Source organism: Streptomyces sp. NPDC029151 (assembly GCF_055564315.1).
In genome coordinates this window covers 1,680,167-1,694,768 of record NZ_JBVHWQ010000001.1, presented here as the reverse complement: position 1 = coordinate 1,694,768, position 14,602 = coordinate 1,680,167, and the positions used below count along the sequence as shown (strand labels likewise).

Annotated in this window: 13 protein-coding genes; 9 read left to right on the top strand and 4 right to left on the bottom strand. The window is 73.3% G+C overall.

Annotated elements, in window-relative coordinates; translation table 11 throughout:
• Positions 1–39 precede the first annotated feature (39 nt).
• Complete coding sequence (locus ACZ4VF_RS06880) at positions 40–537, bottom strand: MarR family winged helix-turn-helix transcriptional regulator (protein WP_467923571.1); 498 nt, start codon at positions 535–537, stop codon at positions 40–42.
• Positions 538–654: 117 nt separating this feature from the next.
• On the opposite strand from ACZ4VF_RS06880, the gene ACZ4VF_RS06875 reads away from it, so the two are divergent.
• Positions 655–1,170, top strand: coding sequence for a YceI family protein (locus ACZ4VF_RS06875; RefSeq protein ID WP_467923570.1), 516 nt, complete (start codon positions 655–657; stop codon positions 1,168–1,170).
• On the opposite strand, the gene ACZ4VF_RS06870 is transcribed toward ACZ4VF_RS06875, so the two are convergent.
• The gene (locus ACZ4VF_RS06870) at positions 1,151–2,869 is read right to left on the bottom strand and encodes a hypothetical protein (protein WP_467923569.1); all 1,719 of its coding nucleotides are present in this window, start codon (positions 2,867–2,869) and stop codon (positions 1,151–1,153) included. The two genes, ACZ4VF_RS06875 and ACZ4VF_RS06870, sit on opposite strands and share 20 nt — an antisense overlap.
• A 280-nt stretch (positions 2,870–3,149) precedes the next feature.
• On the opposite strand from ACZ4VF_RS06870, the gene ACZ4VF_RS06865 reads away from it, so the two are divergent.
• The 4 genes from ACZ4VF_RS06865 to ACZ4VF_RS06850 all read left to right on the top strand — a co-directional run bounded on the left by ACZ4VF_RS06865 (position 3,150) and on the right by ACZ4VF_RS06850 (position 6,213).
• A complete protein-coding gene (locus ACZ4VF_RS06865; RefSeq protein WP_189298640.1) occupies positions 3,150–3,539 on the top strand; it encodes a cell division protein SepF in 390 nt (129 codons plus the stop codon).
• A 456-nt stretch (positions 3,540–3,995) separates the two neighbouring features.
• Positions 3,996–5,192 (top strand): AAA family ATPase, encoded by a 1,197-nt coding sequence (locus ACZ4VF_RS06860; protein ID WP_467923568.1) that lies wholly within the window; start codon positions 3,996–3,998, stop codon positions 5,190–5,192.
• Positions 5,189–5,554 (top strand): nucleotide pyrophosphohydrolase, encoded by a 366-nt coding sequence (locus ACZ4VF_RS06855; RefSeq protein WP_467923567.1) that lies wholly within the window; start codon positions 5,189–5,191, stop codon positions 5,552–5,554. The genes ACZ4VF_RS06860 and ACZ4VF_RS06855 overlap by 4 nt, the downstream gene beginning before the upstream one ends.
• A gap of 173 nt (positions 5,555–5,727) precedes the next feature.
• Entirely contained in the window at positions 5,728–6,213 is a 486-nt protein-coding gene (locus ACZ4VF_RS06850) for a DUF6099 family protein (RefSeq protein WP_467923566.1), read from the top strand.
• A gap of 627 nt (positions 6,214–6,840) precedes the next feature.
• Here the strand turns inward: ACZ4VF_RS06850 and ACZ4VF_RS06845 are convergent.
• Positions 6,841–7,005 carry a hypothetical protein gene (locus tag ACZ4VF_RS06845; protein WP_467923565.1) on the bottom strand — a complete coding sequence of 55 codons (165 nt, stop codon included), beginning with the start codon at positions 7,003–7,005 and terminating at the stop codon, positions 6,841–6,843.
• Between the two features lie 235 nt (positions 7,006–7,240).
• Between ACZ4VF_RS06845 and ACZ4VF_RS06840 the strand changes: the two genes are divergently transcribed.
• Entirely contained in the window at positions 7,241–8,164 is a 924-nt protein-coding gene (locus ACZ4VF_RS06840; RefSeq protein WP_467923564.1) for an LLM class F420-dependent oxidoreductase, read from the top strand.
• A 196-nt stretch (positions 8,165–8,360) separates the two neighbouring features.
• Here the strand turns inward: ACZ4VF_RS06840 and ACZ4VF_RS06835 are convergent, their stop codons facing one another.
• Positions 8,361–9,317, bottom strand: a complete 957-nt coding sequence (locus ACZ4VF_RS06835; RefSeq protein WP_467923563.1) for a D-alanyl-D-alanine carboxypeptidase family protein — start codon at positions 9,315–9,317, stop codon at positions 8,361–8,363.
• A gap of 161 nt (positions 9,318–9,478) precedes the next feature.
• On the opposite strand from ACZ4VF_RS06835, the gene ACZ4VF_RS06830 reads away from it, so the two are divergent.
• From ACZ4VF_RS06830 to ACZ4VF_RS06820, 3 genes are all read left to right on the top strand, one after another.
• Complete coding sequence (locus ACZ4VF_RS06830) at positions 9,479–10,420, top strand: hypothetical protein (RefSeq protein WP_467923562.1); 942 nt, start codon at positions 9,479–9,481, stop codon at positions 10,418–10,420.
• Between the two features lie 92 nt (positions 10,421–10,512).
• Positions 10,513–12,018, top strand: a complete 1,506-nt coding sequence (locus ACZ4VF_RS06825; RefSeq protein WP_467923561.1) for a 3' terminal RNA ribose 2'-O-methyltransferase Hen1 — start codon at positions 10,513–10,515, stop codon at positions 12,016–12,018.
• The gene (locus tag ACZ4VF_RS06820) at positions 12,015–14,594 is read left to right on the top strand and encodes a polynucleotide kinase-phosphatase (RefSeq protein WP_467923560.1); all 2,580 of its coding nucleotides are present in this window, start codon (positions 12,015–12,017) and stop codon (positions 14,592–14,594) included. The genes ACZ4VF_RS06825 and ACZ4VF_RS06820 overlap by 4 nt, the downstream gene beginning before the upstream one ends.
• Positions 14,595–14,602 lie beyond the last annotated feature (8 nt).

Genomic DNA, 14,602 nt, shown 5'->3' with positions numbered 1-14,602 from the left:
ACCTGTGCCGCTCCGGTCGCCCGGGGCCCGCCCCAAGGCTCAGCGGGTCTCGTCCTCCAGGTCCGGTACCAGGGCGCACACGGCCGCGCGCTGCTCGGGGCCGATGGAGTCGGCGAGGGCCTGGCGGACGGTGCCGGCGAGCCGGGCGGACGTCTCGCGCAGCTGGTCACGGGCCTTGTCGGTGAGGGCGACCTGCACGCCCCGCTTGTCGCCGCACACGGACGTGCGGGTGACGAGACCGGCCCGCTGGAGGCAGGCGATCTGGTAGGTGAGGCGGGTCTTGGGGCGGCCGAGCAGGTCGGCGACCCGGGTCATGCGCAGTCCGGTGCGCGGCTGCTCGGCGAGCAGGCACAGGATCAGGAACTCGTCGTGGGAGACGTCGAGGGTCTCCTTCACGGCCGACCGCAGCCGCTGCTCCACCGCGCCCGTCGCGGCCAGCAGCACCATCCAGGCGCGCAGCTCGTCCGGCAGCAGCCCCTCGCCGCCCGTGAGGGGGCAGGCGGGCCGGTCGGTGGCGGGCGTGTCGGAGGCGGACATGGGTCGAGTCTACGAGCGCCGACAGTTGTTCAAATTTGGATGAGTGGCTACCGTGGTCCCAGGTCATCCAAATTTGGATCACCCATGGAGCCCGATCCGTCCCCCTGGAGTACGACCATGACCGTCGCCGTGGAAACAGGCCTCTGGCAGCTCGACCCGACCGCGTCCACCGTGGGCCTGCGGCACCGGACCTTCTGGGGCCTGGTCACCGTGAAAGGCACCTTCGCCGGCATCGGCGGCTCCGGCGAGGTCCGGCCCGACGGCTCGGTCACCGGCACCGTCACCCTGGACGCGGCCTCCCTGGACACCGGGAACGCCAAGCGGGACACCCACCTGAGGGGGGCCGACTTCTTCGACACCGACCGCCACCCGGAGATCACCTTCGCCGTGCGCGGCGCCGACCGGCAGGGCGGCGACCAGGTGCGGGTCACCGGGCAGCTGACCGTCCGGGGCGTCGGCCGGCCCCTGTCCCTCACCGCCCGCCTGGCCGGTGCGAGCGACGGGGCGCTGACCCTGGAGACGGAGTTCACCGTCGACCGCGACCAGTTCGGCATGGGCTGGAACCAGCTCGGGATGATGCGCGGCCTCACCACCGTGACGGCCGCGCTCCGCTTCACCCGCGCGGCGGCCTGAGGCCCAGCTCCGCCCGTCGCACGTCCCGGGTGGACAGCGTCTGCGGGCTTCCCGTGAAGGCCCGCAGCCGCAGCCGGGAGTCCTTCGTCGCCGGCACCGCGAAACCGCCCCCCGGCGCCCGCAGTTCCACGGTCGCCGTGGAGTGCGCGGCGAGCGTGGCCGGGCCCTGCGCCAGGGACCAGTACCGGCTCGAACCCTGGCCGGTGGTGAGCATGTAGTGCGGGGTGAGCGCGGTGCCGCCGGTGTTGGTGACCCGCAGGGTCAGCCCGGACAGCGTCCGCGCCGTGGTGCGCCGGGCCGCCGTCACGTCCATCCGCAGCGGTGGTGTCCCGGTCGCCGCCAGGGCCGCGCTCACCAGCGCGGGCGCCAGCAGCGCCGCGGCGGCCGCGGCCAGCGCGGTCCGGCGGCGCGGTCCGGTCAGCGGCCGCGGCCGCGGTTGCCAGGCGTGGGCGAACTCCGGCAGCGGCGCGGTGACGGCCGCCGCCAGCCACAGCGGGGTCATCATCAGGTAGTAGCCGTCCTGGGACCGGGTCGCCAGGAAGAACGCGCACCAGGGCAGCACGGTCGCGGCCGGCCCGAGCCGCCGCACGAACAGCACGAACACCGCCAGCAGACCGGCGGCGAGCAGCACGCTCGCGTGGCCGTACCAGTCGAGCCGGTCGCTGCCGTGGGTGAAGTACATCGAGACGCCCACCAGACCCTGGCCGTGCAGCACCGCGCCCTGGGTCAGCGGCAGGGCGATGCCCGCCAGCCAGCGGCCGGCCTCGGTCACCGCGACGTAGGCGTTCACCAGCAGCCAGGTGAGCACGGCGATCCCGGCGATCCGCAGCACCACCCGCGCCGCCGCCCGCCCGCCCAGCTCGCCGCGCCGCACCGCGTAGATCCCGGCCAGCAGGAACGGAGTGACGAACCACGGCAGTTGCTGGGCGGCGCACGCGGCGCCCAGGCACGCGGCCCGCGCGACCCCGGCCGCGCCCAGCCGGCCCCGCGCGCCGAGCCGGGGCCAGCGCACCACCACCGGCATCAGCAGCGCCAGGCCGACGATCGCCGGATAGCCCTGCCGGGCGTACATCGGCAGGAAACCGAAGCCCAGGCACACCATCGTCGCCGCCGAGCGCCACGGCACCGGCAGCAGCCGCCACAGCACCACCGCGCCCACGACCAGCGCGACCGTCGCCGCCGCCGTGGCCGGGGCGCCGCCGTGGCCCAGCCACAGCAGCGGGGCGGTGAGCAGCGGGGTCAGCGGGGGATAGCCGTACGTGAAGTCGTACCCGCCGTCTATGGTCGGCGTCAGCGCGACGCCCTTGGCGTGGAACAGCCAGGGCCACGGCTGCCCGTACACCGGGTGGCCGGCGAGGAGTTCCCGCGCGGCCTGCGTGGTGAGGGCGGCCTCGTCGCCGCCGGCGTGGTTCAGCGCCCAGGCGCACAGGGTCAGGGTGACCGCGGTCGCCAGCACCACCAGGTCCAGACGGGCCAGCGAGCGGGTCCGGCGGACGGTCAGGGCCAGTACGCCGGTCACCAGGATCGAGGCGTAGCAGACCGAGACGACACCCGCGAGGACCAGTTGGTGCCTGGCCGCCTGGGTCCACACCGACCGCGTGCCGATGAACAGGCTCACGTCCGCGAGGAGTGTCAGTACGCGGTGCCACTGCGCGGGCCCGTCCGGGGCCCCCGCACGGGCGCCCGGGACGGCGGACACCGCCGACGATGTCCGCCGACCGGGTGTCACCTGCTGTGTTTCTGCCAAGTGCACGGCACCGGACGCTATCGGTGACGGGTGAGCGGGGCACGGAGGCCGGTGAAGAGCAAGGTATGAACCTGGTAAGAACCGGCTGAATCCCGGACATATTTCAATCGGAATTCTCCCGCGCAGCCTCATCCTCCGGTCGCACACCGTGTCGTTGTTGGGCCGAACGGGTGACTTGGCGTAAGAATTGGCTGGTGCAGGGATTGAGTGCGAGTCAGGTCGGGGGGAGCCGGTGAGCCGTTACGACGTCACCGATGAACAGTGGGAAGGGCTCGCCCAGGTCGTGCCGCTGCGGGGCCGGGACGCCTGGCCGTCCGCGGTGAACCACCGCTCGCTGCCCGACGCCGAGACCGAGACCCGGCGCCGGTTCGTGGTCCTGCGCGTCAACGTCTTCGCGGACGCCCGCGAGGTCGCCGAGACCCTGATGGCCGGGGTGCCGGTCCTCCTCGACCTGTCCGGCGCGGAGGGCGACGTGGCCAAGCGCGTCCTCGACTTCAGCACCGGCGTCGTCTTCGGTCTGGGCAGCGGGATGCACCGCGTGGACCGCAACGTCTTCCTCCTGACCCCGCCCGGCACGGAGGTCAGCGGCCTGATGGAGGGGGCGGGGATCTCGGGCGGCTGAACGGCCGCACCGCCGGCCCCCGTCCCACCCCATCGGTTCACGCCTCCGCCGTCCCGCCCGAACCCGGCCTTGTCTTTGCGGCACCGCCCCGGGCTTGTCGGCCTCGGCGGCTCGGCCCCCTCGGTGACGCCGGCGTGGCTTGGCGGTGCCGGCGTGCGTTGGGGCGGTGCGGGCGGCGCGGGCGGTGCCTGGCGGCGCCGACGACCTTGGTGGAGCCTTCGGTGCTTGGTGATGCCTTCGGCCCTTGGTGGCGCCTTCGGTTCCCGGTGCTGCACCCGGGCAGAGTAGCGGTGAGCACCGACAACGACCACAGGAGCATCACCTGACGGCCACAGGATCCTCGTCTTCCGCCGACGTGTGGTCCGCGGGGCCGCCGGACGCCGCCAGTCCCCCGATCGTAGGAACGTCCCGGCAGTGAAACGGTTCGGCGCGCGGGCGCGGGCCTACGGTCCGGGTATGGCCGTGCCCTCCGTGTCCGCTGAGTCTCCGGCGGCCGACGCGTCCGTCGCCGCCGTCCCCGCGCGGTCCCGTCCGCCGCTCGACATCCGCTCCCGGATCACCGAGCTGCGGCTGTCGGCCTTCGCCGGGCACCGGCGGGCCGCGTTCCCGCTCGGTCCCGTCACGGTGCTCGCGGGGCCCAGCGGATCCGGCAAGACGACCGCGCTCGCCGCGTACGAGGCGCTGGCCCGGCTCGGCGGCGGAGCCTGTCTCGCCGAGGCGTTCCCCGACCCCGCGGCCCGCGTGCCGGAGCGCGCCCGTCCCGACGCCGGGCGGCGGCGGGGCTTCCGGATCGGTTGTACGGCCGACGGCGCCGAGGGGCCGGTCCGGCTCGACCTCGCCGTACAGGCCGAACCGGAGCTGCGGATCGTGGGCGAACGGCTGACCGCGCGCGGAGTGGTCCTGCTGGAGAGCGCACTGCGCGACCCCGGCCGCCGTACCGTCCAGGCCGCCTGGCACACCGCGGGCTCCGCCCCGGTGACCCGTGCCCCGCTCCCGGACGACCGCCTCGGTACGGCCCTGCTCCCGCTGCGGGTGGCCGGCAAGACGGACGGCCAGCGCCATGTGCTCGCCGCGGCCGAGCAGATGGTCGTCGCCCTGCGCTCCGTCTTCCCCTGCGACCCCCGCCCCGAGTGCATGCGTGCCCCCGTACCCACCGGCTCCGGGCGGCTGCTGCCCGGCTGCGACAACCTCGCCGACGTCCTGTGGCGCACGCGCGCCGAGTGCGCCCGGCGGCACGGCAAGCTCGTCGAGGCGCTGCGGGAGGGATGCGCCGGCCCGGTGACCGATCTGGTCGCCGAGCCGCTGGCCGACGGCACGGTACGGGCGCTGCTCGACCGCGGCGACGGCTTCCGCACCGAACTCGCCCGCCTCGGCGACGGCGAACTGCGCTATCTCGCGCTGGCACTGGTGCTGCTGACCGGTCCGGACGTGCTGGACCTGGACGCCCCGGGGGAGGTGCCCGACGCCCTGCGCACCCTCACCGTCCTCGCCGACTGCTTCGACCGCGGCCTCGACCCCCGTCAGCGCCGGGAGTTGCTGCGGACGGCCGGGCGCATGGGGGAGCGGGGACACATCCGGTGTGTCGCCGCGGTGCAGGACGCCTCCTGGGCCGCCGGGACACCGGGCGTCACGGTGGTACACCTGGACGCGTGACGGAACACCCCGACCTGGCCCGACTCCAGCACCGGCTGGCCGAGTTCGCCGCCGCGCGGAACTGGCAGCCCTACCACACCCCCAAGAACCTCGTCGCCGCCCTCTCGGTGGAGGCCTCCGAACTGGTCGAGATCTTCCAGTGGCTGACGCCGGAGGAGTCCGCCCGGGTGATGGACGACCCCGGCACCGCGCACCGGGTCAGGGACGAGGTCGCGGACGTCCTCGCCTATCTGCTCCAGTTCTGCGAGGTCCTCGGCATCGACCCGCTGGCCGCCCTGGCCGCCAAGATCGACCGCAACGAAGGCCGGTTCCCCCTGCCGGGCGCCGAGGGAGATGACGGGGAGCAACAGCCGGAGTCTTGAGTTCCGTTATTACTCTCCGTATCTGAATTCGGCGTCGAATCCGAATTGTTGTCCACAGATTTCGGTCTTCCTCTGGCTTTTCGTCCCACGGACCCTCACTCTGGGTAGTGAACAATCGAGTGCAGTCAGCCGGCGGTCGTGCGGACGGCGCGGCGGAGGGACGGGGGCACCACATGGATGCGGTACGGCTGATCCTCACGAGCAGGCGAGCCCTCGCGGGCGGCGCCGACACGGCGGAGATGATGGCGGAGGTCTGGCAGGCCTCGGCCCTGGCGCAGGCGATCGGGAGCCGGCTCGCGGTCTCCGGCCCGCCGGAGCTGCGGGGCGAGGCACTGGGGCTGACCGAGCTGGCGGGCCGCGGCTGCGGCGTTCTGGACCCGCCCGAACTCGACCCCGGCGACCTGCGCGCCGCCCAGCTCACCCGGCTGGACGACGCCCGGGAGACCCTGCTCTGCCTCGGCGGCCTGCTCGGCGAGGTCGGCATAGCCCTGGTCGGCATGGCCAGCGCCGCGGCCGACGAGACGACGTACTGGCAGTGCATGGAGGCCATCGACGCGGCCGACGAGTCCCGCGACCGCGTCCTGGAGATGCTGCGCAAACTGGCGGCCCGCGAAGAGGTGTTACCGGAGGACGCCCAGGACAGCCCCTCCGGCGTGTGAGAGCGGGGGAGCGGAGCGCCCGGCCGTCTACGACCGCTCCGGCGACCGCGACGAACGACGAACGACGAACGGCGAACGGCGAACGGCGAACGACGAATGCCCGGCCGGCTGGCCGCCACGCCGAGGGCGTCCTCCCCAGAGGGCCGTGTGCGGGGCCGGCCTGGGGGGACACCCGCGTGTCAGGCGGCCGGGTTGACGACCGGGTGCGGGGGACGGCCGGGCTGATGTCCGGGTGCGGGGACGGTCAGGGAGGCGTCCGCGTGTCAGGCGGTCGGGTTGATGGCCGGGTGCGGGGACGGTCGGGGAGGCGTCCCAGTGTCAGGCCGGCCGGGTTGACGGCGGGGTGCGGGAGACGGTCGGGCTTACGTCGGAGCGTGCGGGTAGCCGCGCCGACGACCGTGCGTGGGGGTGACCGCGCCCACGGAGTGGTCACCGACCCGCCGCCCCCCACAGCCGCTCGGTCCGCCTCGTCCGCCGCCCCCCACAGCCGCTCGGTCCGCCTCGTCCGCCGCCCCCCACAGCCGCTCGGTCCGCTTCACTCGCCGCCCCCCACAGCCGCTCGGTCCGCTTCACTCGCCGCCCCCCACAGCCGCTCGGCCCGCTTCACCCGCCGCCCCCCACAGCCGCTCAGTCCGCCTCGTCCGCCGTCCCCCGTGCCGGCGTCCCCGCCTGGAGGTCCGCCAGGGCCGACAGGTCCGCGTTCAGTGCCGCCATCAGCTCCTCCATCTGCTCCAGCAGCCCCTTCGGGCGGCCGGTGGCGGCTCCCTGCTGGGGAACGGACTCTTCGGACACGACGGCCTCCTCTGCCCCCGGCCCGGCCGGGCCGGCGCGGTGACGCGCGACGGGACACCGTCCGGCGCGGGCGCCGGGCGGTCCGGCTCCGACGGCCCAACGATCATCGCCGGGGCCGGTCACCGGCCCGACGCGAGACCCGTGCGCGGGACGGACGAATTTCACCCGGTCGGGCAGGGCCGCGCCGGACCGTACCGCCGTGCCGCCCCCGGCCGGCGCCGTGCAGGATAGGTGCATGGACCTTCGAATCTTCACCGAGCCCCAGCAGGGGGCTTCCTACGACACCCTGCTCACCGTGGCGAAGGCCACCGAGGACCTTGGCTTCGACGCCTTCTTTCGCTCGGACCACTACCTCCGCATGGGCAGCGTGGACGGGCTGCCCGGCCCCACGGACGCCTGGATCACCCTGGCGGGCCTGGCCCGCGAGACCAAGCGCATCCGTCTCGGCACCCTGATGACCGCCGGCACCTTCCGCCTGCCCGGCGTGCTCGCCATCCAGGTGGCCCAGGTCGACCAGATGTCCGGCGGCCGGGTCGAACTCGGCCTCGGCGCGGGCTGGTTCGAGGAGGAGCACAAGGCGTACGGCATCCCGTTCCCGAAGGAGAAGTTCGCGCGGCTCGAGGAGCAGCTCGCGATCGTCACCGGTCTGTGGGCGACGGAGGTCGGCAAGACCTTCGACTTCCACGGCGCGTACTACGACCTCACCGACTCGCCGGCGCTGCCCAAGCCCGCCCAGAAGAAGGTCCCGGTGCTCATCGGCGGCCACGGCGCGACCCGTACCCCGCGGCTGGCCGCCCGGTACGCCGACGAGTTCAACATCCCGTTCGCCTCGGTCGAGGACAGCGCGCGGCAGTTCGGCCGGGTCCGGGACGCAGCGGTGCAGGCGGGCCGGGACGCGGACGAGCTGACGTACTCGAACGCGCTCGTCGTCTGCGTCGGCAAGGACGACCAGGAGGTGGCCCGCCGCGCCGCCGCGATCGGCCGTGAGGTGGACGAGCTGAAGGCGAACGGGCTGGCCGGCTCCCCGGCCGAGGTCGTCGACAAGATCGGCCGGTACGCCGAGATCGGCTCCCGGCGGATCTACCTCCAGATCCTGGACCTCGGCGACCTGGACCACCTGGAGCTGATCTCGGCCCAGGTCCAGTCGCAACTGTCGTAACCGGCCGGCAGCGGACCGCCCCCCCCGCCCGGCCGTGACGAGGCGGTGACCGGCCCTGTGGCTTACCCCGCGGTCCCGGCCGGGCGGCCCCGCCGGGGCCCCGACGGACGCCTGGTCCTGGCCGCCGTGCCGCTCGGTGGGACGGCCGGAGCGCTGTCCGAACGCCTCCGCGGCACGGCGGCCGGTACCGACCCGGTCAGCCGCGCTGGCTGAAGCCGTAGTCGAGGATCTTCGCCGCGTCCTTGAAGCGCTGGTCCGGCGAGGTGTCCGCGAGGAGGGTCCCGACGACCGTCTTGGAGCCGCGCGTCGCGGCGAACACCAGGCAGAACTTCGCCTCCGGCCCGGAGCCGGTCTTCACGCCGATCGCACCCCGGTAGGAGGTGAGGAGCTTGTTGGAGTTGTTCCACGGCTTCATGGCGTGCGTGCCGCCGCCGGGCTGGTACGACTTCATGTCGTCGTAGACCTTGGTGCCGACGACCTTCTTGAACGTCTTGTTCGTCAGTGCGGTCCGGGCGAGCTTGGCCAGGTCCCGGGGCGAGGAGTAGTTCTTCCCGTTGGACACCCCGTCGAAGGAATCGAAGTGGGTGTTCTTCAGGCCGAGTTCCCGCGCCTTGCTGTTCATCTTGCCGATGAACGACTTGGCCCGCTGGGCCGTCGTCGAGCCCGTGCCGTAGGTGTCCGCCAGCGCGTAGGCCGCGTCGCAGCCGGACGGGAGCATCAGTCCGTACAGCAGGTCGCCCACCGGCATCGAGTCGCCGAGGATCAGGTTCGCGCTGGAGTACCGCTGGAGCTGCGTCACCGGGTCGATGACGTAGTCGGTGTACTCCTTCTTGATCTTGACCTTCTTCTTCAGGTCCACGTTGCGCTGCGACAGCACCACCAGCGCCGTCATGATCTTCGTGGTGGAGCCGGTCCGCAGCCGTGCGTCCGGCGCCTTGCCGAACAGCTGCTTTCCGGTGGCCGCGTTCAGCGCGAACGCGCCCTGGGCGGGTACCTGCGGCGCCGCCGCGGCGGAGCGCGGGGCGGAGACCGCGGACGGTGCCGCGGCCGCCTGGGCGGGAGCGGTCGCGAGGACGCCCGCGCCGAGCACGGCTCCGGCCGCCGTCGCGACGGCGGCGGTTCTGCGGATCCGGAAGCCCTGGCCGTGGGTCATGGTTCCCCCTTCAGTCACTGGTCAGTTGACGGGGGCTCACTCCATCAGGTCCGGACGCGTGCGGCCGTAACGGAGATCACATGGGTCTCCTGTGCGCACCGTGTGGCGGAACTGTGGCTTCCATCACAGCGCACATGATCTCCGGCTGGTCCTATGACCGCGTGCGTAAAATCCTCCCCCTCGCTCTGACCGGCCTGCTCGCCGTGTCCGCGTGCCAGTTCGCCGGCGGCGACGACCCCGATGACGAGGCCCGCCGCCTCAACACCATGAAGTCGCTGCCGCTGAGCGCCTACCTGCCGGACGCGGAGTCCCCTGACGGAAAGGCCGTCGGCAGGGCGCAGTGGATCCTCGCCAGGCAGTGCATGGTCCGGCTGGGATTCACCGGGTTCAGGACGCTCGGCATCAGGAGCGTGGAGTCGACCTACCCGGTCCGGCAGGGCAGCCTCGTCGGCAGCAGCAAGGTCGGCGACGACAGCCCGTACGGGGTGGACGATCCGGACCTGGCGGCCGAGCACGGCTACCACAACACGCGGCGGGAGGAGTCCGACACCCAGCCGATGGAGTGGCCGGCCGACCAGTACGCGGCTCTCACCGGCTCCTTCCAGCCCGGCGAGAGCCACCGGGCGCACGGCAACCCCGTCCCGAAGCAGGGCTGCATGGGCGAGGCGCTCCGGAAGATCTACGGCCCCGAGCCCAAGCCCGTGAAGGTGGGCGGCATACGGCTCAGCGGCCCCTACTCGCTCGCCGCCCAGTACTGGTACCAGGCGCACAAGGAGGCACGGAAGGACCACGCCTGGAAGAAGGCCGACCGCGAGTGGTCGGACTGCATGAAGGAGAAGGGCTTCCACTACCCCGACCCGGACGAGGCGTCCACCGACAGCGACTGGTTCCGCGGTGCGCAGCCGTCGGCGAAGGAGAAGGAGACCGCCGTCGCGGACGCGCGGTGCAAACTCGACACCCGCTACATCCAGACCGTGCACGCCGTCGAGAGCCGCGCGCAGAAGACGGCCGTCACCAGGAACAAGAAGGCGCTGGACGCACGGCGGGCCGCCGACGAGCGGGCCATGGCGAACGCCCGGAAGATCGCCGACGACGGGTCCTGAGCGAGCGGCCCCGGGCGGCGCGTCGCGCAAGAGGCCGGTGGCCCGCGGAAAACCGGTGGTCAGGGGGTTCGGGACCCAGGAGACTCGACAGCATGTTCCTGACGATCTCCACCACCGGTACGGCCGCGAACCCGGCCACCGACCTGGGGTACCTGCTGCACAAGCACCCAGGGAAGGCACAGGCGTTCTCCACCTCGTACGGCACGGCCCACGTCTTCTACCCCGAGGCGGACGCCGAGCGGTGCACGGCCGCCCTGCTGCTGGAGATCGACCCGGTCGCGCTGGTCCGCCGCGGGAAGGGCAAGGGCCGTGGCGGCGCCCCGGACGCGGCCCTCGCGCAGTACGTCAACGACCGCCCCTACGCGGCCTCCTCGCTCCTCGCCGTCGCGCTCAGCGGTGTGTTCTCCAGCGCCCTGCGCGGGGTGTGCACCGCCCGCCCGGAACGGGCCGCCGCCCCGCTGCCGCTGCGCGTCGAGGTTCCCGCCGTGCCCGCACGCGGCGGCCCGGACCTCGTACGCCGGCTCTTCGAACCGCTCGGCTGGACGGTCACCGCCGACCCCGTCCCGCTCGACACCGCCTTCCCGGAGTGGGGCGACTCCCGGTACGTCCGGCTCCTGCTGGAGTCCGACCGGCTGACCCTCGCCGAGGCGCTGCGCCACCTGTACGTGCTGCTGCCGGTGCTGGACGACGCCAAGCACTACTGGGTCGCCGCCGACGAGGTCGACAAGCTGCTGCGGGCCGGCGAGGGCTGGCTGTCCGAGCACCCGGAACAGGAGCTGATCACCAGGCGCTACCTCTCCCGCCGCTGGTCGCTGACCCGGCAGGCGAGGGAGCGACTGGAGCTGGTGCGGCTCGCCGAGGCCGACGACAGCGCGGTCGAGGACATCGACAACGCGGTCGAGGACATCGACAACGCGGTCGACGACATCGACAACGCGGTCGAGGACGAGACCGGGACGGAGGAGAAGCCCGCCCCGCTGGCCGTACAGCGCCGGGAGGCCGTCACCGGGGCACTGCGGGCCGCGGGCGCCGCCCGGGTCCTCGACCTCGGCTGCGGGCAGGGCCAGCTGGTGCAGGAGCTGCTCAAGGACGTGCGGTTCACCGAGATCGTCGGTGTCGACGTGTCGGTGCGGGCCCTGACCATCGCCGCCCGGCGGCTGAAGCTGGACCGCATGGGCGAACGGCAGGCCGCCCGCGTCCGGCTCGTGCAGGGCTCCCTCACCTACACCGACAACCGGCTCAAGGGCTACGACGCCGCCGTGCTCAGCGAGGTCGTCGAACACCTCGACCTGCCCCGGCTGCCCGCCCTGGAGTACGCCGTCTTCGGGCACGCACGCCCGCGCACGGTCGTCGTGACCACACCGAACGTCGAGTACAACGTCCGCTGGGAGAGCCTGCCGGCCGGCCATGTCCGGCACGGCGACCACCGCTTCGAGTGGACCCGCGAGGAGTTCCGCGCCTGGGCGACGGCCGTCGCCGAACGGCACGGGTACGAGGTCGTCTTCACCCCCGTCGGCCCGGACGACCCGCAGGTGGGCCCGCCCACCCAGATGGCGACCTTCACGATCGGCAACCAGAAGGAGGCGAAGGCGGCATGACCGACACCCAGCACGAGGGACGGGTCCTCCCCGTCACCGACCTCTCCCTCGTCGTCCTCGTCGGCGCCTCCGGCTCCGGCAAGTCCACCTTCGCCCGCCGCCACTTCAAGCCCACCGAGGTGCTCTCCTCCGACTTCTGCCGCGGCCTGGTCTCCGACGACGAGAACGACCAGAGCGCCACCCGGGACGCCTTCGACGTCCTGCACTACATCGCCGGCAAGAGGCTGGCCGCCGGCCGCCGTACCGTCGTGGACGCCACCAGCGTGCAGCAGGACAGCCGGCGCCAGCTGGTCGAGCTGGCGAGGAAGTACGACGTGCTGCCCATCGCCATCGTGCTGGACGTCCCGGAGGAGGTCTGCGCCGAGCGGAACGCGGCCCGCACCGACCGGGCGGACATGCCCCGCCGGGTCATCCAGCGGCACATCCGCGAACTGCGCCGCTCGCTGCGCCACCTGGAGCGCGAGGGCTTCCGGAAGGTGCACGTGCTGCGCGGGACCGAGGAGGCCGAACGCGCCACCGTCGTCACCGAGAAGCGGTACAACGACCTGACCCACCTCACCGGCCCCTTCGACATCATCGGCGACGTCCACGGCTGCTCCGCCGAGCTGGAGGCGCTGCTGGCCGAGCTGGGCTACGCCGACGGGGTGCACCCGCAGGGCCGTACCGCCGTGTTCGTCGGCGACCTGGTCGACCGCGGCCCGGACAGCCCCGGCGTGCTGCGCCGCGTGATGTCGATGGTGAAGTCCGGCAACGCCCTGTGCGTGCCCGGCAACCACGAGAACAAGTACGGCCGGTACCTCAAGGGCCGCAAGGTCCAGCACACCCACGGGCTCGCCGAGACCGTCGCGCAGATGGACGGCGAGAGCGAGGAGTTCAAGGCCGAGGTCCGGCAGTTCCTGGACGGACTGGTCAGCCACTACGTCCTGGACGGCGGCCGGCTCGTGGTGTGCCACGCAGGCCTGCCCGAGAAGTACCACGGCCGCACCTCCGGCCGGGTCCGCTCGCACGCCCTGTACGGCGACACCACCGGCGAGACCGACGAGTTCGGGCTGCCGGTGCGCTACCCGTGGGCGGAGGACTACCGGGGCCGCGCGGCCGTGGTGTACGGCCACACCCCGGTGCCCGAGGCGACCTGGCTCAACAACACCATCTGCCTGGACACCGGTGCCGTCTTCGGCGGCAAGTTGACCGCGCTGCGCTGGCCGGAGCGCGAGCTGGTCGACGTACCGGCCGAGCGGGTCTGGTACGAGCCGGCGCGGCCGCTGCGCACCGAGGCGCCCGGCGGGCTGGACGGCCGGCCGCTGGACCTGGCGGACGTGCACGGCCGGCGGGCCGTGGAGACGCGGCACGCGGGCATGGTGGCGGTCCGCGAGGAGAACGCGGCGGCGGCCCTGGAGGTCATGAGCCGCTTCGCGACCGACCCGCGCCTGCTGCCGTACCTGCCGCCGACCATGGCCCCCACGGCGGCCTCCGGGATCGATGGCTACCTGGAGCACCCGGAGGAGGCCTTCGCGCAGTACGCGCGGGACGGGGTCGCGCGGGTGGTGTGCGAGGAGAAGCACATGGGCTCGCGGGCGGTGGCCCTGGTGTGCCGGGACGCGGAGACGGCTCGGAAGCGCTTCGGGGTCGGGGGTACCTCCCGCGCGAGCGAAGCCGAGCGTGGGGGAGGGCCCACCGGCTCCCTCTACACCCGTACCGGGCGGCCGTTCTTCGACGACCCGCAGGTGACCGAGGAGATCCTCGGCCGGCTGCGCTCGGCGGTCACCGACGCCGGGCTGTGGGAGGAGCTCCGCACGGACTGGCTGCTGCTGGACGCCGAGCTGATGCCGTGGTCGCTGAAGGCCTCGGGGCTGCTGCGCGGCCAGTACGCGGCTGTCGGCGCCGCCGCGGGCGCGGTGTTCCCGGACGCGCTGGCCGCGCTGGAGGCCGCCGCCGCCCGGGGCGCGGACGTCGGCGGCCTGCTCGGCCGGCAGCGGGAACGCGCCGCCGACGCCGCCGCGTTCACGGACGCCTACCGCCGCTACTGCTGGACCACCGAGGGGCTGGACGGGGTCCGGCTGGCCCCCTTCCAGCTGCTGGCGGTCCAGGGCCGCAGCCTCGCCGCGCTCCCGCACGACGAGCAACTGGCCCTGATCGACCGGATGGTGGAGCACGACGGCACCGGTCTGCTGCAGACCACCCGGCGGCTGTACGTCGACACCGGCGACCCCGAGTCGGTCCGCGCGGGCGTCGACTGGTGGCTGGAGATGACCGGCCGGGGCGGCGAGGGCATGGTCGTCAAGCCGCTCGGCGCGCTGGTCCGGGGACCGGACGGCCGGCTGGTGCAGCCCGGCGTCAAGTGCCGGGGCCGCGAGTACCTGCGGATCGTCTACGGCCCCGAATACACGCGGCCGGACAACCTCGACCGGCTGCGCCGGCGGTTCCTGAACCACAAGCGGTCCCTGGCGCTGCGCGAGTACGCCCTCGGCCTGGAGGCCCTGGACCGGCTCGCCGACGGGGAGCCGCTGTGGCGGGTGCACGAGGCGGTGTTCGGGGTGCTGGCGCTGGAGTCGGAGCCGGTCGACCCGCGTCTGTGACCGCGCGC

Excerpts from the sequence above, each read along its gene's own strand:
- ACZ4VF_RS06840 (WP_467923564.1), top strand. The coding sequence starts at position 7,241 with ATGGACCTTCGAATCTTCACCGAGCCCCAGCAGGGGGCTTCCTACGAC.
- ACZ4VF_RS06880 (WP_467923571.1), bottom strand. The coding sequence starts at position 537 with ATGTCCGCCTCCGACACGCCCGCCACCGACCGGCCCGCCTGCCCCCTC.
- ACZ4VF_RS06860 (WP_467923568.1), top strand. The coding sequence starts at position 3,996 with ATGGCCGTGCCCTCCGTGTCCGCTGAGTCTCCGGCGGCCGACGCGTCC.
- ACZ4VF_RS06875 (WP_467923570.1), top strand. The coding sequence starts at position 655 with ATGACCGTCGCCGTGGAAACAGGCCTCTGGCAGCTCGACCCGACCGCG.
- ACZ4VF_RS06825 (WP_467923561.1), top strand. The coding sequence starts at position 10,513 with ATGTTCCTGACGATCTCCACCACCGGTACGGCCGCGAACCCGGCCACC.
- ACZ4VF_RS06820 (WP_467923560.1), top strand. The coding sequence starts at position 12,015 with ATGACCGACACCCAGCACGAGGGACGGGTCCTCCCCGTCACCGACCTC.
- ACZ4VF_RS06850 (WP_467923566.1), top strand. The coding sequence starts at position 5,728 with ATGGATGCGGTACGGCTGATCCTCACGAGCAGGCGAGCCCTCGCGGGC.
- ACZ4VF_RS06835 (WP_467923563.1), bottom strand. The coding sequence starts at position 9,317 with ATGACCCACGGCCAGGGCTTCCGGATCCGCAGAACCGCCGCCGTCGCG.